Origin of the sequence: Prevotella sp. AGR2160, assembly GCF_000424185.1 — a bacterium.
GTDB lineage: Bacteria > Bacteroidota > Bacteroidia > Bacteroidales > Bacteroidaceae > Prevotella.
Genome location: NZ_AUJK01000008.1, coordinates 1 through 26,638, shown reverse-complemented (window position 1 = coordinate 26,638; position 26,638 = coordinate 1). Strand labels below are relative to the sequence as shown.

The window sequence follows — 26,638 nt, the reverse complement described above, 5'->3', positions numbered from 1 at the left end:
TCTTTTCCTCCTTTTAATATTTTACTTCTTTACTTTTTTACTTCTTCATCGTGCCAGAACTCCCAACTGGCGAAAGCCTGGAGCAGGAGCATCTCAAGACCGTTCTTGACCGTGGCGCCATGCTCGCGGCCTTTCTTCATGAAGAGTGTCTCATCAGGATTATAGATGAGGTCATAAAGGAGCGTATGGATATCCATCGCCTCGTAAGGCAGTTTCGGACAGTTGTCGGCATGGGGATACATGCCCACGGGGGTACAGTTGACGATAACGGGATATTCCTTGACAATTTCCGGTGTCACGTCCTCATAACTGATCGCGCCGTTTTTGGGATGACGGGAGACGAAGAGTGTCTGCAGACCGAGCGACTTCAGCCCGAAGTTAATGGCTTTCGACGCACCGCCGGTACCGAGGATGAGGGCCTTGTGGTGACATTTCTCCAACAGCGGCTCTATAGAGCGCGTGAAACCGATGACATCACTGTTATAACCTTTAAGGTAGATCTTCCGGCCTTTATGAGTGACCCTGACAACATTGACGGCACCGATGGCACGGGCCTCAGGCGTGATATCGTCGAGATAGCTGATCACCTTTTCCTTATAGGGTATCGTACAGTTGAATCCTTTTAAGGTTGGATTGGAGTCGATGATCTCCGGCAGGTCCTCGATGGTCGGAATCTCGAAGTTGATGTACTCGGCATCGATATGCTCGTTGGCGAATTTCTCATTGAAATAGTTTTTTGAGAAGGAATGTCCGAGGGGATATCCTATGAGTCCATATTTATCCATACGTGATCAGTATAATATAGTAATGTGGAAAATTATTTGGTAGCGGTATACATCGTACAGATGCCGAAGGTGAGGCGACGGAAATGGGCCTCGCTGAATCCGGCCTGCCGCAGTACCTTCATCATCGTCTCTCCCTGTGGGAAGGCCTCGATGGTCTTCGTCAGATAGCCGTAGGCACTCTGGTCTTTGGAGATCAGACGGCCGTAGACGGGGAGGACGGTATGGGCATAGAGGTGGAAGAGCTGTCGCATGGGGAAGGCAACGGGTGTCGTCAGTTCCACGATGCTCAGATGGCCGCCGGGCTTGAGCACGCGGCACATCTCTCGCAGTCCTTGGTCGAGGTTCTGAAAGTTACGGATGCCGAAGGCGGCGGTGACAGCATCGAAACTGTTGTCGGGGAAGGAGAGATGGAGACAGTCCTCCTTGGCAAAGGAGATGACTTTGTCGAGACCGAGTGCGGCGGCTTTTTGCCGACCGATCTTCATCATACCTTCGGAGATGTCTGCGCCGATGAGCTCGTCGGGACGGAGCATGCGGGCCGCCAGAATGGCGAAGTCTCCCGTTCCCGTAGCGATGTCGAGAATACGGCGGGGATGATAGGGCAGCAAGGCCTTGATCGCCTTGCGCCGCCATCCCTTGTCGATGTCCCATGACAGCCGGTGGTTCAGGGTGTCGTACGTCGGGGCGATGTTGTCAAACATCTCCTCCACGAGCTTCCCCTTTTCCCCGTGGCCGTCATAGGGCTTGATCTTTTCCTGTTGGTAGGTCATCTTTCTTACTTGCGGCTGGCGAGATAGGCCTTCACGTTCTTCTCAATACGGGCAGCGATATCACCCTCTTCGGCAGCCTTGTCGAATTTCTCACCCGTGATATGCTCGTAGAGTTCGATGTAGCGCTCGCTGACACTCTCAGCATACTCATCAGTGATCTCAGGCATCTTCTGACCGGGCTGGTTCATGAAGTTATGCTCGATGAGCCACTGACGGACGAACTCCTTGGAGAGCTGGCGCTGCGGCTCACCCTTGGCGAACTTCTCCTCATAGCCGTCAGCATAGAAATAACGGCTGGAGTCGGGCGTGTGGATCTCGTCGATGAGGTAGACCTTCCCGTCGCGCTTGCCGAACTCATACTTCGTATCCACGAGGATGAGACCCTGCTTGGCGGCGATCTCCTGACCACGCTGGAAGAGCTTACGGGTATAGTCCTCGATGACGGCATAGTCTTCTGCACTCACGAGGCCCTGCTTGATGATCTCCTCCTTGGAGATGTTCATGTCGTGACCCTCGTCAGCCTTTGTCGTCGGCGTGATGATCGGTTCGGGGAAACGCTCGTTCTCACGCATGCCGTCGGGGAGCTTGACACCACAGAGCTCACGGCAGCCGTCCTTGTAGGCGCGCCATGCGCTACCCGTGAGGATGGAGCGGATGATCATCTCCACGCGGAAGCCCTCACACTTCAGACCGACGGTGACCATCGGATCCGGTGTGGCCAGTTTCCAGTTCGGACAGATATCACTCGTCAGGTCGAGGAACTTGGCGGCGATCTGGTTCAGCACCTGACCTTTGAAAGGAATACCTTTCGGCAGGACGACGTCGAAGGCGGAGATACGGTCTGTGGCGACCATGACCATGAGGTCGTCATTGATGTTGTAGACATCACGTACTTTACCATGATACACACTCTTCTGTCCATCAAAATGGAAATCGGTCTTAGTTAATGCTTTCATTTTTGTTTTTATTTTTATAGAATTCTCTTTCTTCTTCCATCCGGTTGTCATAAGCGTCATAGGCGTTGACGATGCGCGTGACGAGCTTATGGCGGACGATATCCTCCTTGCCGAGTTCGATGATACTGATGCCCTCGATACCCTTGAGGATACGCAGGGCTTCTTTCAGACCGCTCATCTGACGGTTCGGCAGGTCGATCTGCGTGAGGTCGCCGGTGATGATCATCTTCGTGTTCCAGCCCATTCGTGTGAGGAACATGCGGATCTGCTGCGGCGTGGTGTTCTGGGCCTCGTCGAGGATGACGATGGCATCACTCAGCGTGCGGCCGCGCATAAAGGCCAGCGGGGCAATCTGGATGATGTGTTTCTCCATCATATCCTGCAGCTTCACGGCGGGAAGCATATCTTCGAGGGCATCATAGAGCGGCTGGAGATACGGGTCGATCTTATCCTTCATATCGCCGGGCAGGAATCCGAGTTTCTCTCCGGCTTCTACGGCGGGGCGGGAGAGGATGATGCGCTTCACGGTCTTTTCCTTTAATGCCTTCACGGCGAGGGCGATGCTCAGATAGGTCTTTCCCGTTCCCGCGGGACCGACGGCGAAGATCATGTCGTTCTTCTCAAAAGCGTCGATGAGCTTCTGCTGGTTGGCACTGCGGCTCTTGATGGGCCGGCCGCTGATGGAGTAGACGAGGACGCCCTTGACACTGTCAGCCTTCGTCTTCTTCCCCTTCACGATGTCGAGGATATCCTCCTCGCTGATGGTGTTGTATTTGAGCACATGCTTGCGCATATTCTCAATATCCTCTTCCACCTTCGCCATCTCTTCCTCATCGCCGAGGATACGGATGACATTGTCGCGGGCTACGATGCGCAGCTTGGGGAAGAGTGACTTGATCATCTGCAGATGGCCGTTGTTCACCCCATAGAATACCACGGGGTCGATATCTTCAAGTACGATATGTTTCTCTATCAATTTTGTTTCGCGAAATATAATGTATAATATTATGGTGCAAAATTACTAAAAAATATTGAAACCCCATCTTTATCTGTTCTTTTTTTCTTACCTTTGCGTCCGATTTTACGAAACGATAAAAATGAAGCTGAGAAAAAGTAGATTTCTGTTGGTTTTTTCCGCCATCGTCCTCGTGCTCTTCCTTCTGAGGCTCCTCTTCCCATCACTGGCCAAACCACGGTTGAAGGCGGCCAAGCATCAGGAGATGAAGAAAGAGGTGAAGACACTGGCGACGGATGAGCTCGTCGTGGATTCCGACGTATTGGACCCGAATAAAAATAAGGAACAATCCATCTTTTATAATGCTGACGGGACACTGGCCAAGCGCCGCATCTTCAGTGTGCCGAATTTCGGGAATACCTTTCCCGACCAGAATGACGTACAGCTCACTGCCGCCGGGCGGTGGGGCGTGACGCCGGTGGCCAACCGTGCGGAGGCGGCGCGCAACACGAAGCAGCTCGTCTATGTGGGCAGCAACCCTTACTTCTATGTGGAGAACCTGAAATCGAGTATTCCTTACCTCGTGCCGCGTGCCTCTATTCTTCTACAGGATATTGGCCGTGCCTATTTCGACAGTCTGCAGTGTAAAGGTATTCCACTTCATAAACTCATTATTACAAGTATTCTTCGCAGTAAGGAGGATGTGTCGAAGCTCCGCAGTCATAACCATAATGCCACACAGAACAGTTGTCACATGTATGGCACGACTTTCGATCTCAGCTATAACCGATATAAAACGGTGGAGGCTCCCGGTGAGCATCGCCGTGAGGTCCGCAACGATACGTTGAAATGGGTACTCAGTGAGGTCCTTCGGGATTTCCGTGAACATAACCGCTGCTATATCAAATATGAGGTTAATCAAGGGTGCTTTCATATTACGGTGAAGTAAGGCCCCACTCCCAACCCCTCTCCCAAGGGAGAGGGGAGTGAAATGCGAGACACGCCCATAAAAAATCCCCGTCTGTCTGTGGCAGGCGGGGATTTTATTATAATAATCCGTCGAAAAACGGCGGGCCGCCACAAGGGACGGCCCCTGCAATCCTTAGTATGCGAAGAGGGGATACTTCTTCATCGTTTCGTTGACCTTCTCTTTGACGCGCTTGATAACCTGGTCATTCTCGGGATCCTTCAGAACCTCGTCGATGAGATCAGCGATGAGGTGCATCATGTCTTCCTTGGCGCCACGGGTGGTCATAGCAGCGGTACCGAGACGGATACCGGAAGTCTGGAACGCACTGCGCTCGTCATACGGCACCTTGTTCTTGTTGACGGTGATGTCGGCGGCAACGAGAGCGGCTTCTGCGACCTTACCGGTTAGATCAGGATATTTCTGACGAAGGTCGAGGAGCATGGAGTGGTTGTCGGTACCACCGGAGACGATGCCGAAGCCGTGGGCGATGAGGTCGTCAGCGAGGACGGCGGCATTCTTCTTCACCTGTGTGGCATATTCTTTCCAGGACGGCAGGAGGTTCTCACCGAAGCCGACAGCCTTGGCGGCAATGACATGCTCCAGCGGGCCACCCTGGTTGCCCGGGAAGACGGCGGAGTTGAGGAGCTGGCTCATCTTTTTGACAACACCCTTTTTTGTGGTCAGTCCCCACGGGTTGTCGAAGTCCTTACCCATCATGATGACACCGCCACGGGGACCGCGGAGCGTCTTATGGGTTGTTGTGGTAACGATATGCGCGTATTTCACGGGGTTTTTCAGCAATCCGGCAGCGATGAGGCCGGCGGGGTGAGCCATATCAATCATGAGGAGGGCACCGACCTCGTCGGCGATCTTGCGCATGCGCTCATAGTCCCATTCACGGCTGTAGGCAGAGCCACCACCGATGATCAGTTTCGGCTTGTTCTCCAGCGCGAGGCGCTCCATCTCATCATAGTCAACACGGCCCGTCTCACGGTTCAGCGTATAGCCGACATGGTGATAGAGGATACCGGAGGTGTTGACACTGCTGCCGTGGGACAGGTGACCGCCCTGGTCAAGGTCGAGGCCCATGAAGGTGTCGCCGGGTTTGAGGACGGCGAGGAGAACGGCCTGGTTAGCCTGTGCGCCGGAGTGCGGCTGCACGTTGGCATATTCGGCACCGAAAAGTTTCTTCACGCGCTCAATGGCGATCGTCTCCACCTGGTCTACGACATAGCAGCCACCATAGTAGCGCTTGCCGGGCAGGCCCTCGGCGTATTTGTTGGTCAGATAACTGCCCATGGCCTCCATGACCTCGTCGCTGACGAAGTTCTCGGAAGCGATGAGTTCCATACCACGCAGCTGACGCTGGTGCTCCTGTTCAATCAGGTCGAAAATCTCTTGATCTCTTCTCATAATTTACACTAGTTCAACATTATTGATGTTTTGTTCCTTGTCACAGTAATGGCAGCGGAGAATGCCGTGCTCCTTGTCCTGGATAGTGAACCAGGTCTCCATGGGCTCGTTGTTGCAGATGCACTTGGGGTTGTTGCATTTCACAATGCCACGGAGCTCATCGGGAGTCTCCACGAGTTTCTTCTCCACGACCTCATAGTTCTTGATGATGTTCAGCACGATCTTCGGAGCCACGACACTCAGTCGGTTGATCTCCTCATCGGTGAAGAACTTATTGGATACTTTGATGATTCCCTTGCGGCCGATTTTCTTCGACGGCAGGTTGTAGCCGATGGTCACGGGGTTCTTCTCATCCTGTAGGTGCAGGAGGTTCACCACCTGAAAGGTCTTCTCGGCCGGGATATGATCGATGACAGTGCCGTTCTCAATGGCGCTGACGAGTAATTCTTTTCTTGCCATATTACCTTTACTTCTTTACTTTTCTTGCCTTTTTACCTTTTAACTTTTTTACTTCTTTACTTTTACTCGATGATGGTCTTATCATTTCGGATATCATCAAGGGTATAGCCGAGGCAATAGCTGAAGATGGCCTCACGGGCGAAGAGGCCGTTCTTGGCCTGCTGGATATAGTAAGCATGGGGATCCTCGTCGACATCATAGGCGATCTCGTTGACACGCGGCAGCGGGTGCATGATCTTCATATTCTCTTTGGCATTGCAGAGCATGTCACGTGTGAGACGGTAGACATTCTTCACGCGTTCGTATTCCATGAGGTCACTGAAACGCTCTTTCTGTACGCGTGTCATATAGAGAATGTCGGCATCGGCGATGACATTAGCATCGAATTTCGTATGTTCCTTGAAGTTGATGTTGTGCTCTTTACAGTATAGCTTATATTCCTGAGGCATAGCCAGTTCCTTTGGCGCAATAAAGTGGAACGTTGGGTTGAAATGGCGCATGGCCATGATCAGTGAGTGAACGGTACGACCGTATTTGAGGTCACCGACGAGGTAGATGTTCAGGTTCTCCAGTGTGCCCTGTGTCTTCTGGATGGAGTAGAGGTCAAGGAGACACTGAGAGGGGTGCATGTGGGCGCCGTCACCGGCATTGACGATAGGCACGGGAGCTACCTCGGAGGCATAGAGGGCCGCACCTTCTATATAATGCCGCATGGCGATGATGTCAGCATAATTGCTGACCATGAGGATGGTGTCCTTAAGCGTCTCGCCTTTTGTCGTACTGGATGTCTTGGCATCGGAGAAACCGATGACGCGGGCACCGAGGCGGTTGGCAGCGGTTTGAAAACTGAGTTGGGTACGCGTGGAAGGTTCAAAGAAAAGGGTCGCGACGACCTTTCCTTTCAACAGCTCCCGGTTGGGATGTTTCTCGAACTCCCGGGCCATCTCCAGCAGGTAGAGCAACTGCTCCTTGGAGAGGTCGGCAATCGTTACAAAGTTATGCTTTTCCATTTATATCTTGGTGATTGTTCCGAATTCGACTCCAAAGTTACACAATATTTTTGACTTATGGCTTGGTTTTCGAAAAAATTATCGTATTTTTGCACGATAAAGAAGAAAATAAAGCAATGAGACGTAAGTTCATACACTTTCTCTGGGCAGCGATGGCCACCATTTTCGGTGTCTCCGTCTTTGCCTTCGTGGCCATCTGGTTCGGTTGGATCGGATATATGCCCGATATAGAAGATCTGCAGAATCCTATCAACCGTTTTGCCTCACAGGTCTATTCCTCCGATGGTAAGGTAATGGGAACATGGAATATGAATAAGGAGAACCGTATCGTTATTCCTTATTCCAAGATGTCACCTTATTTAGTAAAGGCCCTCGTGGCGACGGAGGATGAGCGTTTCTACGAGCATTCCGGTATCGACTTCAAGGCCCTCACACGTGCTGTCGTCAAGCGTGGTTTCCTCGGTCAGGCCAATGCCGGCGGTGGCTCCACCATCACGCAGCAGTTGGCCAAGCAGGTATGGTCGAACCAGCATCCGGCACAGACAACGATGGAGCGCTTGCTTCAGAAGCCGATCGAGTGGGTCATCGCGATCAAACTCGAGCGTTACTACACGAAAGAGGAGATTATTGCCCTCTATCTCAACTATTTTGACTTCCTGCATAATGCCGTGGGCATCAAGCGGGCCGCCAACACCTATTTTAATAAGGAGCCCAAGGACCTGAATCTCGTGGAGAGTGCCACGCTGATAGGTCTTTGTAAGAATCCCTCCTATTTCAATCCCGTCCGTTATCCTGAGCGCTCCCGTCAGCGCCGCAATGTCGTCCTTGGTCAGATGGTGAAGGCCGGTTATCTCTCTCCCGCGGAATATGCGGAATACAGCAGTGAACCCTTGACGCTTAACTTCCACCGTATTGACCACAAGGATGGTACGGCCGTCTATTTCCGTGAGTTCCTCCGTCAGTATATGATGGCGAAACGCCCCGACCGCAGCGATTATCCGTTGTGGAACCAGAGCCAGTTTGTCATCGACTCTATCACCTGGGCCTCGGATCCGCTCTATGGCTGGTGCAACAAGAACTTCAAGAAAGACGGTACACCTTATAATGTATACACCGATGGCCTGAAGGTCTTCACGACGATCGACTCGCGTATGCAGCGTTATGCCGAGGAAGCTGTCTTTCAGCAGATAGCCAATTTCCTGCAGCCTGCTTTCGATGCAGAGAACCGTAATAAGCCCAATGCGCCCTTCTCCGGCAAACTTACGGCCACACAGGTACACCAGATCCTCGGACGGTCGGTGGAACAGAGTGAGCGCTGGCGGAATATGCGCGCTGCGGGATTCAGCTATGAGGAGATCCATAAGGCATTCCATACACCTACGGACATGACGGTCTTCTCCTATCACGGCGATCTGGACACGGTGATGACGCCGCTCGATTCCATCAAATACTATAAGAAATTCCTGCGGGCCGGTTTCATGTCCATGGATCCGAAGACGGGAGCCGTGAAGGCTTATGTCGGTGGTATCGACTACGCCCATTTCATGTACGATATGGTTACGGCGGGCCGTCGTCAGGTGGGTTCCACCATCAAGCCGTTCCTCTATTCTCTGGCCATGGAGAATGGTTTCTCGCCTTGTGATCTGGCGCCGAACCGTCAGCAGACGTATATCGTGGCCGGTGAGCGCTGGACGCCCCGTAATGCCAGTCATGCCCGTTACGGACAGATGGTGACGCTGAAATGGGGTCTCGCGCAGTCGAACAACTGGATCTCAGCCTACTTGATGAGTAAGCTCAATCCGCAGCAGTTCGTCCAGCTCCTGCATGACTACGGCATCAACAACCCCGATATCCATGCGTCGATGTCCCTCTGTCTCGGTCCTTGCGAGGTCAGCGTGGCAGAGATGGTGAGTGCTTACAGCACCTTTGCCAATCACGGCATCCGTTGTGCGCCGCTCTTCGTGACCCGCATCGAGGATAATGAGGGCAATGTCATCGCACGTTTCCAGCCGCGTATGAATGAGGTGATCTCCGCCGACTGTGCCAACAAGATGCTCGTCCTGCTCCAGGGCGTCGTCGATGGCGGTACGGCAGGACGGCTGCGTTACAACTACCATTTCACGGGACAGATCGGCGCGAAGACCGGTACGACGAATAATAACTCCGATGGTTGGTTCATGGGCTTCACGCCACAGCTCGTCAGTGGCTGTTGGGTAGGCGGTGAGGACCGTGACATCCATTTCGACTCGATGAAGATGGGACAGGGTGCAACGATGGCGCTGCCGGTATGGGCGATCTTTATGAAGAAGGTCTATGCCGACCCGTCCTTACCTTATAATGAGAAAGCGACGTTCGGACTACCGGCGGAGTATAATCCCTGTCTGAAGGAGGACAGTCAGATGGACGCGAATGGAATTGATGAAGTCTTTGAATAGATCCGTAAATGGTAGGAGAGAGGGCAGTATGCTGCTCTTCGCCCTTCTGCTGTTCGTCTTCTCCTCCGCTATTCAGGCGAAGGTGTGGACGGCCGAAGACGTGCCTATTGCTTACTTGCAGGACCGCACGCAGTATCTTACTGATCCCGATGAGCTCGTCTCCGACGAGGCCCGTGACTCCGCCAACTACTGGCTCGGACGGATCGAGAAGGAGACGGGCGTGCAGCCGCTCTTTATCGTGGCCGCTGCCGTGAAGAATGGTGATGCCTTCCGTATGGCCGAGGATGTCGGCAATCAATATGGTGTCGGTACGAAGAAGGAGCGCAGTGGCCTCGTCGTCGTCATCGCCGTAGAGGACCATCAATACTTTATCGCACCGGGAAAAGGTGTCGAGGGCGTGCTGACGGATGTGGAGTGTGGACGTATCGGCCGCAACTGTATCCGTGACAACATGCGCAATGATGACCTCGATAATGCCGTCGTCAGTACGTCGAAGGCGCTCTATTATAAGTTGAAGGGAAACAACGCCCAGTTTGAACATGTCGTTCAGACCAGCGGGGAAGAAGAGGATGATTTGCCGACATGGGCGGTGATGCTTCTCCTTCTCGTTATCTTCTCGCCGATGCTCTATGCCTGGTGGCGTAACCGTCATGGTCCAAGAGGTGGTGGCGGCCGTAGGCATGATGGTGATGGCGGTATTCCGCCGATCATCTTCTTCGGTGGAGGCGACAGTGGCTCCTGTGGCTCCGACTTCGACAGTGGCGGCTTCTTTGGCGGCGGCTCCTTCGGTGGCGGTGGTGCCGGCGGCGGATGGTAAGTTATTTTATTTCTATTGTGAGCTATAAAAATCTATTGCGAGCTATATTGTGAGCTATCAATAAAAACGAAAGAATATGAAGAACAAAGGATTATGGATTGCCCTCGGCGTGATTGTCGTGATCATCCTCTGGGGCGTGAGTGCATACAATGGTATGGTCAGTAAACAGGAGACGGCGACGACGGCCTTGGCCAACGTACAGGCAACGTATCAGCGTCGTGCAGACCTGCTTCCGAATCTCACGAAAGTCGTCAAGGCTTATGCTAAGCATGAGAATGAGACGTTCAAGGAGGTAGCGGAGGCCCGTTCGAAAGCCTCACAGATCAAGCTCGATGCCGGTGATCTCACGCCGGAAAAGATCCGCCAGTTCCAGGAGGCGCAGGGAGAACTCTCTGCAGCCCTTGGAAAGTTGATGGCTGTCAGCGAGAATTATCCGCAGTTGAAAGCCAGTGAGAACTTCCAGGATTTGCAGACGCAGCTTGAAGGAACGGAGAACCGCATCAATGAGGCCCGTCAGCAGTATAATGAGGCCGTGCAGGATTATGACGTGACGATCCGTCGTATGCCGAATGTCCTCGTTGCCGGCATGTTCGGCTTCGACAAAATGGCGAAGTTCGAGGCCGCCAGTGGTGCCGAGAAAGCGCCTGATTTGGATATCTAAGTAGTAGGGACATCATGGATCATGTTTAGCCTTTTTTTAAAACATAATCCATGTTGCCCCTAAAATTATTTTTTTCTCGTTTTTTTATTTGCGTGTTTAAAATTTTTTAGCTATCTTAGCTGTCGAAATGTGAATACGATATTTGATAACTAGAAATTTTGAAACATGGTTACTGAACTTAAATCGCTAAAGAAAATGCAATCTTACCAGAAACCGATGATCCATGTCGTTGAGATGGAGTTGTCGGAAATCTGTGATACGTCCGGAGGAGCGGCCGCGGGAAAGCAAGAAGATAAATCAGGTGTTCCCGGCACTAAAACCGCGAAATCCTCTGACTTTGAGGACTTCACTTCGACCACGCCTTCCGCCTCTTGGGATGATCCCGGTGAGACTGCTATTCCTACTGAATAAAATAATCTTGAGATAATGAGAATACTTGAACCTATTATTACACTTTTCACTTTTCCTCTGCTCTTCGCTTGTTCGTCGCAGACGGACGAGGGTGGAATCCTTGTGCCCGAGGCTGCAAGGCTGTCGGTGAGGTATACGATGCCACCGGATGCTGCTTCCCGTGTCGTGGGACATTCGTTGCAAACGGGGCTGCTGGACAGCAGGACGCGTGTAGGCCTCTTCGGCCTGAAGTCTGATAACAGCTTTGCTTTTGATAACCTCAAATACAAAGGTAACGGACAGTTCAATAACCTCGTTCCTGACGACGGCACAACAGTACCTGCCGCACCGGATGCCGGCACGCAGGTCATTGCCTGTGCTCCTTATGGCGATGGTTTCAAGGACTTGCCGGAGACTTCTGCTTTCCAGGTGCAGACCGACCAAAGTACGGAAGAGGGCTATCTCAACAGTGATCTGCTCTGGGGAGAGGCCGCAACGATCGGAGCCGATGGTGCCGCCGTGATTCCGATGAAGCGTAAGCTCTGTCGCTGATCTCGCTGACGGGCGGACTGAAAGCCGGTGATTTCCAAGGAGCCAAGTTAGCGCTTTACGATGCCTATACGAAAGTAGGGTTTAATCCGCGTACGGGCGTGACGGGGACGGCCAGCAATTGTGTGCCGGTAGACTTTCTGAAGATCGCCGATGACAACGAGGCGACGACCTTCAAGGCGATGGCCCTGCTACCGCCACAGGAGTTTACCACGAAATATCCCTGCTATATCCGTCTGACCTTGAAAGACGGTACAGAAACCTATTTCCGTTTTGATCCGCTGACCATTGAGTCCGGCTTTTATTACCGTTCCGATGTTATTTTCAATGGGTATCCCACGAATATCCAGGCTACCATCAAGACCTGACAGGACGGAGGAATGAATACAGGATATATGAAATAACCAAACCAATGCATAAACTTATCTATGTCAGTTTGATAATTCCCCTTTTGGCCGCCTGCTCCTCTTCGACGGACGATGGGGAGAATGCCAAGGATTTCCCGAAAACTATTCCACTAGCAGCATCGACACTCCACACGCAGATCACCACGACGAGCAAAGCCACTTCCACGTCTGCGGAGACGTGGCAGGGAACGGAGAAACTGGCTATCCGTATGGTATCGACGGCTGTTGACGGTACGAAGTATGACATCGTGAAAGCCTATACGCCAGACGCGTCATCGGATATGCTGAAAATATCTAACGCATCGGAAGAGCCGTTCTTCTTCCGCTCGCCGAATGAGCCGGTCCGTACCTGTACGGCCTGGTATCTGCCAAGGGCAACGGGAGGCTATCAGTCGACAGCGCCCGACGGCACAAAGATTGCTGTCGCTGCCGATCAGAGTAAGGATGGCGTTTCCGGCAGTGATTTCCTCTACTGTCCGGCTACGACGGTCGCTTACCAGTATCCGCTGCCGGATGACTATTGCCTGCTGTTCTGTCATCAGTTGAGTCTGCTGTCCTTCCTGATTGTCGCCGATGATCCCGACAACCATGCTATCACGTCGGAGGCTGTGGGCACGACGGACGCGCCGATGATCACGGCAGCGACATTCTCCGCTTCGTCAGGCCTGACGACGAGCACCGGCTCACGGGAACTCTTCGGCTCCTATGCTTCTACGGACGTTACGAAGAGTGTGGTGATTCCTGCGACGACGACAAAGCCTGCTACGGAGGGGTATGTAGGCTGTTATGAGGCCGTGGTCATCCCGCAGACCTTCGCAAAAGGGAATACCTTGTTTTCGGTGACTGTTGGTGATAAAACATACAAGTATGTATACAACGCTGACAAGGATCTGCAGCTTTTGCCCGGTTTTCGCTATACCTTCCATCTCAAACTTCTGGACGACAATCAGCTTTTGGTGCTCGTCAGCGCCAATAACTGGGACGAAAAGGAAAAAGAGATCGGTAATGATACGAAATATATTACGGTGACGTTGTGGCAAGGCGGCACTAAGACCGGAACAACAGGTTCCGCTACGGACTGGTCGGGGAAGATCGATACGGGTACGAAGAGCGATGCCACTACCTGGGATTCGGGAGGCGTAACGGGTACGAAGCTCGATGCTACTTCCTGGAAATCGGGCGGCATTACAGGTACAACGGGTATTGTAGAACAGTGGCAGCTCGACCAAATCAGCAATACTTCCACGAGTAATCCTTCTGAGACCAACTGGCAGAAAGAGGGAAAAACCATTTATCACTAGGAAATATAAACCTTTAACGACGAAAGATAATGAATAAGAAACATGTTTTTACTGGTCTCGCCGTAGCGTTGGCTATGACGATGACTCTCGCAGGCTGTTCCACGGAAGACACCATGAGTGGCGACAGCATGAGCAAGACTCTAACCATCAGTGTGAAGGATGGCGGCTTCGACGGCCAGAACAGTAAGGCGTCCAAGGTGACGTCGCGCGCGATGCCTACGGGTGATGACGGCCTTGGCACCGACTTCACGATGAATGACCAGATTGGTATTTTTGAGGTGAAAGACGGAAAGGTGACGAAGTCCAATGTCTGCTATATCAATGATGGTAGTTTGTGGAATGCCAGCAATACGATCCAGTATGACGCCAACGCCACTTACTTCGCTTATTATCCATATATCAGCGATGATGCGTTCAAGACGCTCACGGGTGCTACGGATATGAGCAGCGCTGTAGACGCTACGGCTGCCACGGACGCTTCTCTGACGACAGACCAAGCCAAGGCCGAGAAGTTCTTTGCCACACTGATTGACAAGTGGACGCCGAAGACCGATCAAACGAAAATGGAAGACTACAATGCCTCCGATCTCATGGTCGCCAAAGGCACGCTGCCTACGGATGCTGATGGCTACACGATGAGTTTCACGATGAATCATGAGATGGGCCTTTGTCTGACTACGTTGAGCCCAGTCACCTACAGGGTCGATAAGACTTATTCGTTCGTGATGTGGCCGGATTATAAGCTGTCTGGTGATGTGAAGCCTTGTCTTTATCAGAACAAATACCGTTACATCGTCAAGCCGAATGTTACCTCGCAACTTCAGGTCTCTGCGGATGGAACTACTTATTCCGTCAATTACTTTGTCAAGACCAAGGGTCACTATACCGACCATGTAGTTGGCGGAAAAGAGCAGGTATATCAGATGCGTATAGGTGACATCTTTTATGAAAATGGAGCCATGACGCATGCCGGCACACTGAATACCAATTATAAGCCCATCGGACTGGTAGGCTATATTGCCAATTCAGATAATCCATTGATGGACGGATATAGTCATGCGTTGGTGATCTGTGGAAAGCCTTATACGGTAAATCTAAGTGGTACTAATGCAAAGGTGACCGATGCTTTCACAACAAAGGCCCCACAGATTCAAAATTATTACGATGTCTTGTCTGATAAAGATGGTATCCAACGTACGAAGGATCTTGCAGATGTGCAGCTCTTTAAAAATCTAACAGACTTTACGGGCTCTTCCCTTATTAACAAGTTCAACGAACTGGCTCCATTGACAAATGATAAAACGACATCACCAAACTCCGGGTGGTTCTTACCTGTCGGTGCTCAGTTGTACGCCATCCTCAATCAACTCAATATTGCTGGTGGAGGCACAGACATCAATTTGGCAAGTCAAGAAAAAGAAACGTTTATCACATCAGTGACTGCCACGGGGGTGCAAGCGTCCTTGAAGAAGGCTTTCGAAAATCTTGGAGAGGGATATTATCAGTTTGTCACTAATAGTAATAAATATTGCTTTACGACAGCTTCCTGGGCGAAAGCAGGAAGTAATTATGGCTTTTCTTTCAAAATTGATACGAACCAGCTTATGGGAAGTACGACCTCTTCGGATCCTATTGGATATTTTCCCATCTTGGCATTCTGATAACGTATAACATCTATATAGGGGCGGTCTTATGGCCGCCTTTTTTTTTGTTGCTATGTTGGTGGCCGCCATGTTTTCCTTTATTTTATCCTATTCTAGTTGTCTGAGATTCGCACGATAATCACAACCTTGTCATCTGTCCGTAAATATGCGAGAAATGGGCATACTTGCTATCTGGTTGGAATACAATGAGATAGAATTTTTGCTTGTTTTTGTGGTGAATTATCCTGTATAATTATTCGTATAATGATACATTACGGTTCGGTATTGCTGATAATTATGCAAAAATCTATGGTCTTTTTCGAGAATAAGTATGTCATTTACGAAAATATCTTACGGAGATAATTTTCTAAACAACGTGTTTATAAAATTATCTCTGTAAGATAGCCTCGCAAAGTGGCAAGATTGTCATTTCTGAATGACATTTACGAGTCTCCTCTTTCTAGAATGGGAGTTGGAAACGATGGATTTTTAGTGTCAATTTTCAGTCAGCGGGAACTAGGATTGACTGTTTTGGTTCTCTTGCAGAGTGCCCCTAAACCTATCTGACCGCACCCTGCAAGAGGATCTATTCCCTCACCAAATGTTTCATCGCGTGCCCGCCCCATTTTGCATCGTTCTTATAACGGAACCCGACATGGGTGTAGAGGCGCTCGGCCTTTGGATTGCCGTTGTCAACGAGAAGGCCGACACGGGGAATCTTCAACGCTTTGGCTTTTTCGGCGCAGGCTTTCAGCAAGGCAGAGGCGACGCCGTGACCACGGTAGTCGGACTTTGTGCAGAGACTGTCAACATACAGTTCTCCCGGTTCCGTCTCATCATCCATGTCACTGTAATCGATGCCAAAAGACTCCCGGGCCCCGTCAATGAACGGACGGCGGAGTTCATGGAGCTTGCCACCGTCATAGCTGACGACAGCGCCCATAAGATCGCCGTCATCGCTGACGGCCACGAGGGTGTTGCGGTAACTATACTGGCTGTCGTCACGACTGACGAGCTCCGTCATCAGACGTTCAAAGTCCTCAAGAGTATGTTCGGGACCGGCAAAGTTCCGACAACATTCATGGTTCATGGCCTCCATGATGAGCAGCGCGATCTCATGCGCCTGCTCTTTCTTCGCTTGTTGTATCTTCATTTTTGTTGTATGTTATTGTGGAGAGGCGGAACATGATGAATCATGTCCCTACGATTGCCGTTATAGCTTTTCAAGATCTGTCAGACTCAATCCTGTAGCTTTGGCGATCTGTTCCTTGGACAACCCCATCGCAAAGAGGTTTTTGGCTGTCAGAAGAATCGCTTGCTTTCTTCCTTCAGTTAAGCCTTGCTGTCTTCCTTCAGTCAAACCTTGCTGTCTTCCTTCGGTCAAACCTTGCTGTCTTCCTTCGGTTAAGCCTTGCTGTCTTCCTTCGGTTAAGCCTTGCTGTCTTCCTTTTTGCAAGCCTTCTATCAATCCTTGCTGATGTCCTTTGTTTTCGGCCCCACGCATGACATTCAGTGTATCGCGATAATGACGCAGAGCAGCATCATACTTGATACGCTCATCCTTCGTCATATTACTCACTTCACCAATTTCTGCCAACTTACGGAAGACAGAATCTTTGGCAACCCACGGCATTCTATCTAATATTTCCATATTCTTCAAGACATAAATCCAACGTTCGAAATCATCATTACACTCCTCGGCTTCTTTATGGAAGACAGGGAGCTGAAGAAAAATAAACCGTTCCTTGTCAGAGAACACTTCATTTAGCTGTTTGTTCATCAGCACGACATCCGTACGGAAGTTATCTCCTAGACCGTCCATATGGAAGTTTACGAAAGCTACTAAATAAACGGCATTGATATGATAGTCCCAGTCAGCTCCCTTTTCTCCTTGCCGAGAGACAGCCTGAGAATAATAGTACAGACAGCGGTCGGCGAAATGGGGCTGTTCCTTGTTCTGCATCTCTACGATAATCTTCTCTCCGGTATCCGTCATACAGAAGATGTCATAGATAAGTGAACGGTCTTCACGATAATCTGCCGGTTGTTCCTTATCCAGGAAACGAAGATCCGTGATCGTCCTTTCTCCCTTCAAGAGATTATTCAGAAAATCAAGCAGAAGAGGTTTTGAAACTTCCTGACCAAAGATTCGCTTGAATCCAATGTCTGTAAAAGGATTGACAAACTTTCCCATACGCCACTATTTTTTGCAAAGATAGTTTTTTTCTTTGAAAACAGCAAGAAAAGAGATACCTTTTTTATCGTTTTCTTAACGTAGGGACAGGATTTATCATGATCCGAAAACGTAGGGACATGATTTATCATGCTCCGTCTAAAACCTCACGCCGATTTTCGCGCCGAGCGTCATGATGTGCATGTATTCCCCGCTGTCCTTACTCTGCGGCGCCTGCAGATTATAGTTGAGAAAGAGACTGGCTTGGAGATGTTGATGTACCTGATAATCGATGCTGACACCCGTGCCGCAAGTCCAGCCACGGCGATGACCGAGATGGACATCGCCGATGGTCTTGGAAGGATACATGATCCTTCCACCGACGAGCTTGCTGCCAACACTCCAGCGGCGGGAGAGAGGAAGGGAGAAATAAGGACCGGCCATCAACTGATAGAAGTCTATGGTATTGTCAGCGGCTTCTGTGTCGTTGATGATATATCGTAAGTTAGAAATCGAACCTTGTCCGCCGATACCGATATAAGGCGTGAAAAACCAAGCCCCTTCCAGTCCCATCGTCGTTCCCGTAGCCGTTTGAAATACCGTTTTCTCATTGAGGTCGTAATGACTTAATGGAAGGTTGAAACCGGCATAGAGACTGAGGAACGACGGATTGCCGATGCCGAACTGTTCCCGTCTGCCATCGGTAGGCAGAGTGTTTCTGCCTTTATTTTTATAGATTGCATCCGTAATCCAGTAGGCCATCTCCGTAGATAGGATTCCCACGCCGGCACCGACCATGACGTCGCTGAGCCAGTGCTTGTTGTTGGCAATACGCATGAGGCCCGTCGTCGCGGCAACACCGTAAGCACCGACACTCACCCACGGACTGAGGTAGCCGTATTCCTTACTGAGCATGGTCGCCACCATGAATGCCGTCGCCGTATGGCCCGATGGAAAGCTGTGACTGTCACTGCCGTCAGGACGGTAGACCGTCGTGAGATGTTTCGTGGTCTGTACGGCTGTCGCCATCATCGCGGTGGCAATGGCATCGGTGGCGAGCATGCGGCCCCAAGAGCTGCGGCTCTTCACGCCTGCCGCCTTCAGTCCGACCATGACGGCGGCGGGAAGAAACTGCAGATAGTTGTCGAACGGACGCTTGAACTCCGGCAGGAAGTCGTTGCGCAACGTCCGGAACTTCTTATCCTGGTGCTTCTCAATGAGGCCGCCGACGATCAGCGGCACACCGACATAAGTTGTCTGGAAGAGTCGTGAGTCCGTGATTTTGTCAATGAGCGGCTCCTTGACGGCTGCCGTATCACGCAGAGGGATAGAGTCGACGTGGACTGTTGTGCTGTCCTTCTGGGCGTGCAGGGGAAGGACTGCCGCCAACAGGAGGAAGAAAATATTCGTTCTTTTCATTTATTATTGGTCTTTATTCACTTTCAACATGATCGTCGGCAGAACGACGAGTAACAAGGGCAGGGCAACACAGAAGCCGCCGATGACGGCAATAGCCAGTGGTTGTTGCATCTGTGCGCCAAGGCCGAAGCCAAGGGCCAGTGGCATGAGGGCGAGGATGGCGCTGATAGCCGTCATCAGCTTCGGACGGATACGCAGCGCAATGGCGTAATCGACAGCCTCACTGACGCTGCCGCCGGCTTTCCGGTTCATGTCATACTGGTTGAGCGTGAAAATGGCATTCTCGGCGATGATACCGACAACCATGATCATACCCGTATAACTGCTCACGTTTAGTGGCGTATTCGTGATGCCGAGAGCGATGAGGCTGCCGCAGAGTCCCATGACGGCGAGGATAAGGATGCCGGCTGATATCACCCATTTACGGATCAGGAAAAGCAGAACGGTGAATACGAGCAGGGCAGCGAGACCGAGGATCATGGCCAACTCTTGGAACGACTGCTGTTGCTGGGCGTAGGCGCCGCCGAACTGGAGCGTATAGCCTTGTGGCAGATGGAGACTCTTGTTGAACCGCTGTTGCAAGTCGGCGACGGTAGTGCCGAGGTCGCGTTGGTCGAGGCGTGCCGTCAGCGTGATATCGCTCTTCAGGTTCTCACGTTTCTGCTCAATCTCGCCGGGAATCACCTCCCGCCAGGCGAAGAAGCTCACGGGGCGTGTCGTACCGTCGGGAAGGAAGATAGGCTGGTGCATGATCTTCTCGGGATCATTATCACTGTAGTTGACAAAGCGCAGGAGGACTCGCCGCATCTGTTCTCCGTCTTGTATAGAGCCGATCTGCAGTCCGCCAGTCATCGCTGCCTGCGACGGGTCCGGTTCAATGACATTATCGGGCTGACTCAAGGGAACACCACCGATATAGCACGACAGTTGTTCGGAGAAATCGTCGAGACTGATGCCGTACTGTTGGAGGCGCTGGGCGTCGGGATGAAAGACAATCGACGAACCGGCGGGGACGAGGCCGTCATCGATATCCGTCACGCCGGGAGTCTGCTTCATAATCGTCTCCGCCTGGGCGGCAAGATGTTGCAACTGCGTATAGTCATCACCGAAAATCTTCACTTCGATAGGCTGCGCCGTACTCATCAAGTCACCGAGCAAGTCCGTGATACGCTGGCCGAAATCAATGGTCATGATTGGTACTTTGGCTGTGATCTGTTGACGGAGATCACTGATCACTTGTGGCGTCGTCTCCTTATGGTTCGGCTTCAACTGGATGAGGTAATCACCATAGTTCGTGGGCTTCACGCTGAACGACATACCGAAGGCTGTACGACGTGTGTAGGTGGCTACCTCCGGATGAGCCATGATGATCTTCTCCATCTGTCGGCATAGCCGGTCGGTCTCTTCGAGGTTCGTGCCTGCCGGTGAATGATAGTCTAGCACGATTGAACCCTCATCAAGGTCCGGGAGAAATCCCGTCTGCAGATGAGAGTAGGAGAGCCATGCCCCCGTGATAATCAGAGCGACGAAGATAATCGCGATGGCGGGACGGCGGTAAGCCCATGTGAGGAAGTGAACTTTCTGAATGGCATCTTTCTCCATGGCTTCCTTACTGTCCCATTGATGATGAGGCTTGAAAACCTTGCCTTTCGTCAGTGTCAGATAGATGGTCGGCAGGAGGATCCATGTCACGAAGAAGGAGGCGATAAGCGTCAGCTCCATCGTCGTCGCTAGGTCGGAGAAGAAACTTCCCGCGAGGCCACTCATCAGTCGGAAGGGGAAATAGACGACGATCGTTGAGAGCGAGGACGCTACCATGGCCGGGAAGAGGTTATGGATAGCATCTTTCACCACATCAAGGCGACTCTTGTCGGGATATTCTTCTTGTTCCCGGTAGATCTGTTCGATGATCACGACGGCATCGTCGAGGACGAGACCCACAGAGGCGGCGATGGCACCAAGTGACATGACGTTGATACTGATCCCGGCGAGGGAGACGAGGAAGATGCTGAAGCAGAACGTTACGGGGATGGAGAGGATCACCGCGGTGCTCGCACGCCAGGAGCGAAGGGCGATGATCATGACGATGACAGCGAGGACGAGGCCTTCGATGATTGTGCGGATGGTACTGTTGATACTGTCGCCGACAAACTTGCTCTGGTTGTAATAAGGCTTCAGCTCATAACCGGGCGGCAGCGCTTTGTCCACTTCTTTCTTTTCGGCTTCCACATTCTTGGCGAATGTCAGCAAGTTGACACCGGGCTGCTTCACGAGGTCGATAATGACAGCCTCGTCGCCATCGGAGTTGATCTTGATGAATTCCTGTTGGTTCTGCACTTCTACGCGCGCGATATCCGAGAGACGGACACAGCGGTTCTGACTCCCGCGGATGATCGTACTGTCCAATTGCTGGAGATTATTGATACGGGTATCGGTGAGCGTGAGGTACAGACGCTGGTATCCGGCAACCTGTCCTGAAGACGTGATGAAGTTCGTCTTCAGAAAGGCATCCTTGATGGCTTTGGGCGTAATGCCTAATGTCGACATCTTCTGCGCGTCAGGGATGATGACAAACTCTTTGGCCTTACCGCCTTGTACGACGACATTACTGATACCATCTACCTGGGAGAAGAGGGGACGGACGATGAGGTTGGCAACATCGCGCATCTCGATCTGACTGTGGGTCTTGCTCTTCAGCGTATAGCCGTAGACAGGGTAGAGACTCTGGTTCATCACCTCCGTGGAGATAACGGTCCCGGCGGGAAGGAAGGTCTTGATCTCGTTGACACGACTCTCCAGCTGCGCCTTCTTGGCGTAGATGTCACCGCCCCACTGAAAGAAGACGTCAATCTGACTGCTGCCTCGACTCGTCGTACTCTTTACGAGCGTAACGCCCGGCACTTTCTTGACGGCACTCTCCAATGGCTTTGTCACCGTGATCATCATTCGGTCTACAGGCTGCTGGCCCGCATCGGCGATGAGGGTGATGCGCGGGAACTCTACTTCCGGGAAGAGGCCTTTCGTCATGTTCGTATAACTGTAGATTCCCATGAGCAAAAGGAAAACGCCGATGAAGAGGATCGGCTTTTGGAAAAGCTGATACCATGATGTTTTCAGTTTCTTCATGACTCACCTCCCTTCTGAAAGTCGGATTCGTGCCTGGTCGTCAAGGCCATAGGCTCCTTGAACAATGATACGCGTCGACGGCGAGAAATGCGGTGAGAGAATCTCTACCTCATCGCGGTTCTGATTGCCGATTGTCACGGGTACGCGTGTGGCCGTCGTGTCGTTGGCAGCGACCATAACCCAGAAAGAGGAGAGGTTGGCATCACTCTGAACGGCCTCTTTCGGCAATACCTGGTGCTGGCCTGATGTACTGCCAATGGTGAAGATCACCTGTGCCGTGAGGCCTGCGGGGAGGAAGCCGACGGAGGCACGGGCGACATAGGCTACGGTCTGATCGTCGGTGTTCATCTCCATGAGCGGACGGGAGAGGACGATACTGCTGCGTCGGCCGTCGGGGAGGATGAGAAGGCCGTGGCTGCCCGTGTGAATCTGTCGGCTGTAGTCGCTGGGGACTTTCACCTTAAAGACAAGGCTGTTGAGATCCGTGATGATACAGACGGGAGAGCCCTCGGTGACAAAGCTGCCGACCTGCGGCAATACGCTGCTCACGAGTCCCTGACAGGAGGCATGGACGGAGAGGGGCGTCGTGGCAACGCCGAGGGCCTGCTGTTCGGCACTGACCATGGTAAAGAGAAGAGAGCCGCGGCGGACCATATCGTCGGGACGAACGGGGAGGGCGCGGATATATCCTGTGACGGGAGCCGTCAGTGTGATCTGATGGAGATAATCGGTCTGAGCCTGCAGTGTGATTTGTTGGCTGATGGCTCCCTGATGGATCGTCGTCGTGGTGACAGCCGTAGAGGGTGTCGGTTCTGGCTGAGGCTGTTGGCTGCTGCCACAACCGGCGAGGAGGGGCAGAATCAGGGCAAAGAGATATTTATTCATAATCATGTGATGTTACCAGTTCCAATAATGATAAGTGTTGATTTGTATTTGTTTGTTGATATTCAAAAGATTCCGCTGGGTACATGCTTGATGGAAATCGCGGAATACTTTCAACTGATCAATGACGGAACGACGACCGACCATCATCTCTTTCTCGTAGTCGGAGAGAAGGACACGGTAGCTGCGGATCTGCTCGTCGGTCTGGCGGATTCGCTTGTCCTGCGTCTTCATGAGTTGCAGCAGTTGGCGCAGGCGGGTCTGCCGTTGCTGATCAACGAAATGCTGTTGGTAGTCAAGGGTCTCTCGGGAAATTTCCATCTCACGGCGACGGCGCTTCAGCTGTTGTCCGTCCTGGAGTGTCCATGAGAGATGAAGACCGGCCGAGACGCCCCACCGTTTGTAGAAGTCGAGATAGGTACCTGTCTGACTGCCGGCGTCAGCATAGAAAGAGAGTTGCGGACGGTAGGCATCGAGACAGGACTGATATTGTGCTTCTGCCTCTTGTTTCTTCAGTTGGTATTGATGGAGAAAGGCGGAAGGCTGGTTCGTAGGAGCGGTAAGGGTGAGGGTGACGGGGGCAAGGGGCAGGGTGTCATGGGTACCACAGAGTACATTCAAGTCGGCGTAATGGTTCTCATAGTCCTGAAGGGCAGTGAGGCGTTGGTCAGCATTGTTTTTTCGCTCGATTTCCAGGAGATGGACATCGGTTGGACTGACAAGGCCTTGACGGGACAGGGCACGTACGGTACTCTCTTGTCGGAGAAGGAGACTGTCGATCGTATGACAGAGGGCAACATTCTGTTGGTCTAGGAGACAGAGGAGATATTGTTCGGTGACCTGGCGTTGCAGCTCATGGGTCGTCAGTTGAATATTGTCGTCGGAGAGCGCATCCTGGATACTGAGTATTTTCTGTGAATTGCGGTAAGCATATTGTCCCGTCAGTGGTTGTATGACCTGGATGCCGGCATTGAGATGACTGCTGCTCTGTCCGAGGTCATAGCCGTAATAATCTCCGGCACTCTGGGCATCGGCCTTGAAACGGGTCTTGCCATTATCGGTGGAGAGAATTGGGACAAAGAGCAAATCGCCCGTCAGCTCCCAACGGGCATGGGTGTACAGCGCTTTCAAGCGCAGCTGTTCCTGTTCGTTGAGGAGTTTCGACTGTTTGCTCGTCTTGATCATCGGACTTGTCAAGACGGCTTGATGCAGAAAGTCGTCGAGGCTGCGCTGGGCGTTGGCGCCGAGGACATATCCTAAAAACAATAACAATAATAGTCTTTTCATCACATTCTGTTTTTTGTCATGTTCTACTTGTTTTTGCGGCAAAATTAGAGAGGGATTTTGAATACTTTTGGGAGATTTCGACTAATTTCGACGACTTTTTCAACATCTTGTGTGTTATCCAAATTGTCTACAAAATGTAGCGATATTTTTGTCGCAAGTTTAAAATAATCTTCAAATGATGTCGTTATTTCAAAATATGAAAGTATTGATAATAGAAGATGAGCATCGGTTGTCCGATAATATTAAGGACTACCTCTCTACGCAGGGATATCTCTGTGAGCAGGCCTTCAACTTCAGTCAGGCAAAGATGATGTCGGGCAGTTATGACTATGACTGTGTCCTGTTGGACCTCATGCTCCCCGGCGGTGATGGCCTCGATATTCTGAAGAGTATCCGTTCTAAGAATAATGGTACGGGCGTGATCATTATCTCTGCCAAAGATTCCCTTGATGATAAGTTGAAGGGCTTGCGGATTGGTGCCGATGATTATCTGCCGAAACCATTCGCCTTGCCGGAGCTGTCGATGCGGATCTATGCCTTGATCCGTCGGAAAGATTTCAAGGCACATAACCAGTTGGAGTCGAATGGCGTGGTCATCAACCTTCTCGATAAGGAGGTCACCGTGAAAGGGACGCCCGTCACACTGACACATTCGGAATATGAATTGCTGCTCTTCTTTATTAGTAATGAGGGTAAGGTGCTGTCAAAGATGGCTATCGCCGAACATCTCAGTGGGGAGATGGCCGATATGATGAATAACTTCGATTTCGTCTACAGCCATATCAAGAATCTCAAGGCCAAACTGGCGAAAGCCGGCGCCCCCGACTGTCTGAAGACAATTTATGCCACTGGTTATCAATGGAAAGTATGAGAAAATCTACCACACTCATCCGTCAGCTCGGCGTAAGAATTATCGGCAGTCTGCTTGTCTTACTCGTCCTTGTCACTCCTGTACTCTATTATATCACAACGAGTTATTATGCTGAGGATCTGATTCGTATCATTCACGAGAATGGTATTCAGAATCCTCATCTCGACTTGCAGAGGGACACGCTCACGGGTATGTTCATCCAATTCTTCGTCATTGTGATCGTCATCATGTTGGCTATGCTGTTTGTTATGCAGCATGTCCCGCAACGGCTGTGGCATCCTTTCCGTGTAACCCTCGACCGTATAGCGTCGTTTAAGGTGGAGAACGGGCAGATACCGGTTCTCCCTGAGACGAACGTCAAGGAGTTTCAACAGTTGAATGCCATCCTCACAAAGATGATGACGGAAAGCGCCAACAGCTACCAGGTGCAGAAAGAGTTTACGGAGAATGCGTCGCATGAGTTGCAGACACCTCTGGCTGTGGCAATGGTGGAGATCGATAATCTTCAGCAGGATCCAACGTTGACACCGAAGCAGGCTGCTGCCTTGCAGAATATCTATGTGGAACTGCGGCAGATGTCCCGCTTGAGCCGTAACTTACTTTTGCTTTCTAAAATTGAGAACAACCAGTACCGGCAAGGGACAAAAGTGAATCTTGTGGAGAAAATCAACGCGTTACTGCCGCTGTGGGAGAATCTCTGCGTCGGGAGGCAATTGGATTTTGTCCATGAAAGCTCTCAGATGATGGTGGACTGCAATGAAGTGTTGCTCGAGAGTCTGTTGAACAATCTCGTCGTCAATGCCATCCGTCATAGTGATGATGGGGGAGCGATCACGATCCAACTGAAGGATGGCTGTCTCGATGTCGCGAATACTTCCACGGAAGGACCTCTTGACAGACAAAAGATATTCTCCCGTTTTTATCGGAGTAAGTTAACACAGAAAGGCAATGGTCTCGGACTGGCTATTGTGAAGAGTATCTGTGATTATCATCATTGGCAGATTAATTATCAATATCTTTCTCAACAGCATCATTTCATCATCCGCTTCGTACGGACATGATTTTTCACTTTTCGATCCCTATATATAATAATAGGTGTAAATGGCATATTTCAAAAATATTGCATTTTTCTTGAATTTTCTTTCCGAAATATTTGGAGGTTTGGAAAAAAGTCAATACCTTTGCACTCGCTTTTGAAAACAAGTACACTGCTTCATGCGGAGTGAATGAGGATAAAGCACTGAGAAAGAGTTCTTTGAAAAGATTACATAAGACAGAAAGAAAGTAGTACAAGAAGGAAACCTGTCAATCACATGAAGGTTTTACGACTCAATACTTCGAGTATGGATATTCACCCTG

24 protein-coding genes are annotated in these 26,638 nt (G+C 51.1%); 11 read left to right on the top strand and 13 right to left on the bottom strand.

Annotation, left to right across the window (positions count from 1 at the left end; all coding sequences use genetic code 11):
* Positions 1 to 29: 29 nt before the first annotated feature.
* From G604_RS0106745 to G604_RS0106730, 4 genes are read right to left on the bottom strand one after another with little or no spacing between them, the layout of a single operon-like run.
* Positions 30 to 785 carry a shikimate dehydrogenase family protein gene (locus tag G604_RS0106745; protein WP_028909913.1) on the bottom strand — a complete coding sequence of 252 codons (756 nt, stop codon included), beginning with the start codon at positions 783 to 785 and terminating at the stop codon, positions 30 to 32.
* A gap of 32 nt (positions 786 to 817) precedes the next feature.
* Positions 818 to 1,555, bottom strand: a complete 738-nt coding sequence (gene ubiE / locus G604_RS0106740; protein ID WP_028909912.1) for a bifunctional demethylmenaquinone methyltransferase/2-methoxy-6-polyprenyl-1,4-benzoquinol methylase UbiE — start codon at positions 1,553 to 1,555, stop codon at positions 818 to 820.
* 5 nt (positions 1,556 to 1,560) lie between these two features.
* Positions 1,561 to 2,511, bottom strand: coding sequence for a phosphoribosylaminoimidazolesuccinocarboxamide synthase (locus G604_RS0106735; RefSeq protein ID WP_028909911.1), 951 nt, complete (start codon positions 2,509 to 2,511; stop codon positions 1,561 to 1,563).
* Positions 2,495 to 3,487 carry a PhoH family protein gene (locus G604_RS0106730; protein ID WP_028909910.1) on the bottom strand — a complete coding sequence of 331 codons (993 nt, stop codon included), beginning with the start codon at positions 3,485 to 3,487 and terminating at the stop codon, positions 2,495 to 2,497. Before G604_RS0106730 ends, G604_RS0106735 begins: the two co-directional genes overlap by 17 nt.
* Before the next feature lie 121 nt (positions 3,488 to 3,608).
* Here G604_RS0106730 and G604_RS0106725 point away from each other — a divergent pair, with 121 nt between their 5' ends.
* Entirely contained in the window at positions 3,609 to 4,415 is an 807-nt protein-coding gene (locus G604_RS0106725) for a DUF5715 family protein (RefSeq protein ID WP_028909909.1), read from the top strand.
* Between the two features lie 153 nt (positions 4,416 to 4,568).
* Here G604_RS0106725 and glyA read toward each other — a convergent pair whose 3' ends face one another.
* From glyA to pyrB, 3 genes are all read right to left on the bottom strand, one after another.
* Positions 4,569 to 5,849 carry a serine hydroxymethyltransferase gene (gene glyA / locus G604_RS0106720; RefSeq protein WP_028909908.1) on the bottom strand — a complete coding sequence of 427 codons (1,281 nt, stop codon included), beginning with the start codon at positions 5,847 to 5,849 and terminating at the stop codon, positions 4,569 to 4,571.
* A gap of 3 nt (positions 5,850 to 5,852) precedes the next feature.
* On the bottom strand, positions 5,853 to 6,308 hold the full coding sequence (gene pyrI, locus G604_RS0106715; protein ID WP_028909907.1) for an aspartate carbamoyltransferase regulatory subunit: 456 nt from the start codon (positions 6,306 to 6,308) through the stop codon (positions 5,853 to 5,855).
* Positions 6,309 to 6,370: 62 nt separating this feature from the next.
* Positions 6,371 to 7,318, bottom strand: a complete 948-nt coding sequence (gene pyrB / locus G604_RS0106710; RefSeq protein ID WP_028909906.1) for an aspartate carbamoyltransferase — start codon at positions 7,316 to 7,318, stop codon at positions 6,371 to 6,373.
* A gap of 116 nt (positions 7,319 to 7,434) precedes the next feature.
* Here pyrB and G604_RS0106705 point away from each other — a divergent pair, with 116 nt between their 5' ends.
* The 8 genes from G604_RS0106705 (at position 7,435) to G604_RS0106670 (ending at position 15,539) form a co-directional block, all read left to right on the top strand.
* Positions 7,435 to 9,753: a transglycosylase domain-containing protein gene (locus G604_RS0106705; protein WP_028909905.1), complete on the top strand. Its 2,319-nt coding sequence runs from the start codon at positions 7,435 to 7,437 to the stop codon at positions 9,751 to 9,753.
* The gene (locus G604_RS0106700) at positions 9,746 to 10,570 is read left to right on the top strand and encodes a TPM domain-containing protein (protein WP_231376080.1); all 825 of its coding nucleotides are present in this window, start codon (positions 9,746 to 9,748) and stop codon (positions 10,568 to 10,570) included. The genes G604_RS0106705 and G604_RS0106700 overlap by 8 nt, the downstream gene beginning before the upstream one ends.
* Before the next feature lie 76 nt (positions 10,571 to 10,646).
* Positions 10,647 to 11,231: a LemA family protein gene (locus tag G604_RS0106695; RefSeq protein WP_028909903.1), complete on the top strand. Its 585-nt coding sequence runs from the start codon at positions 10,647 to 10,649 to the stop codon at positions 11,229 to 11,231.
* A gap of 165 nt (positions 11,232 to 11,396) precedes the next feature.
* The gene (locus tag G604_RS0106690; RefSeq protein ID WP_028909902.1) at positions 11,397 to 11,642 is read left to right on the top strand and encodes a hypothetical protein; all 246 of its coding nucleotides are present in this window, start codon (positions 11,397 to 11,399) and stop codon (positions 11,640 to 11,642) included.
* A 15-nt stretch (positions 11,643 to 11,657) separates the two neighbouring features.
* The gene (locus tag G604_RS0106685; protein ID WP_081657692.1) at positions 11,658 to 12,173 is read left to right on the top strand and encodes a fimbrillin family protein; all 516 of its coding nucleotides are present in this window, start codon (positions 11,658 to 11,660) and stop codon (positions 12,171 to 12,173) included.
* 122 nt (positions 12,174 to 12,295) lie between these two features.
* Positions 12,296 to 12,538 carry a hypothetical protein gene (locus G604_RS0106680; RefSeq protein ID WP_155941875.1) on the top strand — a complete coding sequence of 81 codons (243 nt, stop codon included), beginning with the start codon at positions 12,296 to 12,298 and terminating at the stop codon, positions 12,536 to 12,538.
* A gap of 44 nt (positions 12,539 to 12,582) precedes the next feature.
* Positions 12,583 to 13,878, top strand: coding sequence for a fimbrillin family protein (locus G604_RS0106675; protein ID WP_036904818.1), 1,296 nt, complete (start codon positions 12,583 to 12,585; stop codon positions 13,876 to 13,878).
* 29 nt (positions 13,879 to 13,907) lie between these two features.
* Entirely contained in the window at positions 13,908 to 15,539 is a 1,632-nt protein-coding gene (locus G604_RS0106670) for a fimbrillin family protein (RefSeq protein ID WP_155941874.1), read from the top strand.
* 568 nt (positions 15,540 to 16,107) lie between these two features.
* Here the strand turns inward: G604_RS0106670 and G604_RS0106665 are convergent.
* The 6 genes from G604_RS0106665 to G604_RS0106640 all read right to left on the bottom strand — a co-directional run bounded on the left by G604_RS0106665 (position 16,108) and on the right by G604_RS0106640 (position 24,408).
* Entirely contained in the window at positions 16,108 to 16,674 is a 567-nt protein-coding gene (locus G604_RS0106665; protein ID WP_028909897.1) for a GNAT family N-acetyltransferase, read from the bottom strand.
* A 60-nt stretch (positions 16,675 to 16,734) separates the two neighbouring features.
* The gene (locus tag G604_RS0106660) at positions 16,735 to 17,715 is read right to left on the bottom strand and encodes an Rpn family recombination-promoting nuclease/putative transposase (RefSeq protein WP_028909896.1); all 981 of its coding nucleotides are present in this window, start codon (positions 17,713 to 17,715) and stop codon (positions 16,735 to 16,737) included.
* Between the two features lie 138 nt (positions 17,716 to 17,853).
* Complete coding sequence (locus tag G604_RS13750) at positions 17,854 to 19,113, bottom strand: phosphatase PAP2 family protein (protein ID WP_028909895.1); 1,260 nt, start codon at positions 19,111 to 19,113, stop codon at positions 17,854 to 17,856.
* Between the two features lie 3 nt (positions 19,114 to 19,116).
* Positions 19,117 to 22,239: an efflux RND transporter permease subunit gene (locus G604_RS13745; protein ID WP_028909894.1), complete on the bottom strand. Its 3,123-nt coding sequence runs from the start codon at positions 22,237 to 22,239 to the stop codon at positions 19,117 to 19,119.
* 3 nt (positions 22,240 to 22,242) lie between these two features.
* A complete protein-coding gene (locus G604_RS0106645; protein WP_196801097.1) occupies positions 22,243 to 23,124 on the bottom strand; it encodes an efflux RND transporter periplasmic adaptor subunit in 882 nt (293 codons plus the stop codon).
* Between the two features lie 12 nt (positions 23,125 to 23,136).
* Positions 23,137 to 24,408: a TolC family protein gene (locus G604_RS0106640; protein ID WP_081657691.1), complete on the bottom strand. Its 1,272-nt coding sequence runs from the start codon at positions 24,406 to 24,408 to the stop codon at positions 23,137 to 23,139.
* Between the two features lie 196 nt (positions 24,409 to 24,604).
* On the opposite strand from G604_RS0106640, the gene G604_RS0106635 reads away from it, so the two are divergent.
* Together G604_RS0106635 and G604_RS0106630 are read left to right on the top strand one after the other, a co-directional pair.
* Positions 24,605 to 25,279 carry a response regulator transcription factor gene (locus tag G604_RS0106635; RefSeq protein ID WP_028909891.1) on the top strand — a complete coding sequence of 225 codons (675 nt, stop codon included), beginning with the start codon at positions 24,605 to 24,607 and terminating at the stop codon, positions 25,277 to 25,279.
* Positions 25,276 to 26,340, top strand: coding sequence for a sensor histidine kinase (locus tag G604_RS0106630; RefSeq protein WP_028909890.1), 1,065 nt, complete (start codon positions 25,276 to 25,278; stop codon positions 26,338 to 26,340). The genes G604_RS0106635 and G604_RS0106630 overlap by 4 nt, the downstream gene beginning before the upstream one ends.
* Positions 26,341 to 26,638 lie beyond the last annotated feature (298 nt).

Bases quoted from the DNA above. Each gene is read 5' to 3' on its own strand.
- G604_RS0106640 (WP_081657691.1), bottom strand. From the start codon at position 24,408: ATGAAAAGACTATTATTGTTATTGTTTTTAGGATATGTCCTCGGCGCC.
- G604_RS0106670 (WP_155941874.1), top strand. From the start codon at position 13,908: ATGAATAAGAAACATGTTTTTACTGGTCTCGCCGTAGCGTTGGCTATG.
- G604_RS13745 (WP_028909894.1), bottom strand. From the start codon at position 22,239: ATGAAGAAACTGAAAACATCATGGTATCAGCTTTTCCAAAAGCCGATC.
- G604_RS0106685 (WP_081657692.1), top strand. From the start codon at position 11,658: ATGAGAATACTTGAACCTATTATTACACTTTTCACTTTTCCTCTGCTC.
- G604_RS0106660 (WP_028909896.1), bottom strand. From the start codon at position 17,715: ATGGGAAAGTTTGTCAATCCTTTTACAGACATTGGATTCAAGCGAATC.
- glyA (WP_028909908.1), bottom strand. From the start codon at position 5,849: ATGAGAAGAGATCAAGAGATTTTCGACCTGATTGAACAGGAGCACCAG.
- ubiE (WP_028909912.1), bottom strand. From the start codon at position 1,555: ATGACCTACCAACAGGAAAAGATCAAGCCCTATGACGGCCACGGGGAA.
- pyrB (WP_028909906.1), bottom strand. From the start codon at position 7,318: ATGGAAAAGCATAACTTTGTAACGATTGCCGACCTCTCCAAGGAGCAG.
- G604_RS0106705 (WP_028909905.1), top strand. From the start codon at position 7,435: ATGAGACGTAAGTTCATACACTTTCTCTGGGCAGCGATGGCCACCATT.
- G604_RS0106745 (WP_028909913.1), bottom strand. From the start codon at position 785: ATGGATAAATATGGACTCATAGGATATCCCCTCGGACATTCCTTCTCA.
- G604_RS0106630 (WP_028909890.1), top strand. From the start codon at position 25,276: ATGAGAAAATCTACCACACTCATCCGTCAGCTCGGCGTAAGAATTATC.
- pyrI (WP_028909907.1), bottom strand. From the start codon at position 6,308: ATGGCAAGAAAAGAATTACTCGTCAGCGCCATTGAGAACGGCACTGTC.
- G604_RS0106690 (WP_028909902.1), top strand. From the start codon at position 11,397: ATGGTTACTGAACTTAAATCGCTAAAGAAAATGCAATCTTACCAGAAA.
- G604_RS0106695 (WP_028909903.1), top strand. From the start codon at position 10,647: ATGAAGAACAAAGGATTATGGATTGCCCTCGGCGTGATTGTCGTGATC.
- G604_RS0106665 (WP_028909897.1), bottom strand. From the start codon at position 16,674: ATGAAGATACAACAAGCGAAGAAAGAGCAGGCGCATGAGATCGCGCTG.
- G604_RS0106675 (WP_036904818.1), top strand. From the start codon at position 12,583: ATGCATAAACTTATCTATGTCAGTTTGATAATTCCCCTTTTGGCCGCC.
- G604_RS0106635 (WP_028909891.1), top strand. From the start codon at position 24,605: ATGAAAGTATTGATAATAGAAGATGAGCATCGGTTGTCCGATAATATT.
- G604_RS13750 (WP_028909895.1), bottom strand. From the start codon at position 19,113: ATGAAAAGAACGAATATTTTCTTCCTCCTGTTGGCGGCAGTCCTTCCC.
- G604_RS0106645 (WP_196801097.1), bottom strand. From the start codon at position 23,124: ATGAATAAATATCTCTTTGCCCTGATTCTGCCCCTCCTCGCCGGTTGT.
- G604_RS0106735 (WP_028909911.1), bottom strand. From the start codon at position 2,511: ATGAAAGCATTAACTAAGACCGATTTCCATTTTGATGGACAGAAGAGT.
- G604_RS0106725 (WP_028909909.1), top strand. From the start codon at position 3,609: ATGAAGCTGAGAAAAAGTAGATTTCTGTTGGTTTTTTCCGCCATCGTC.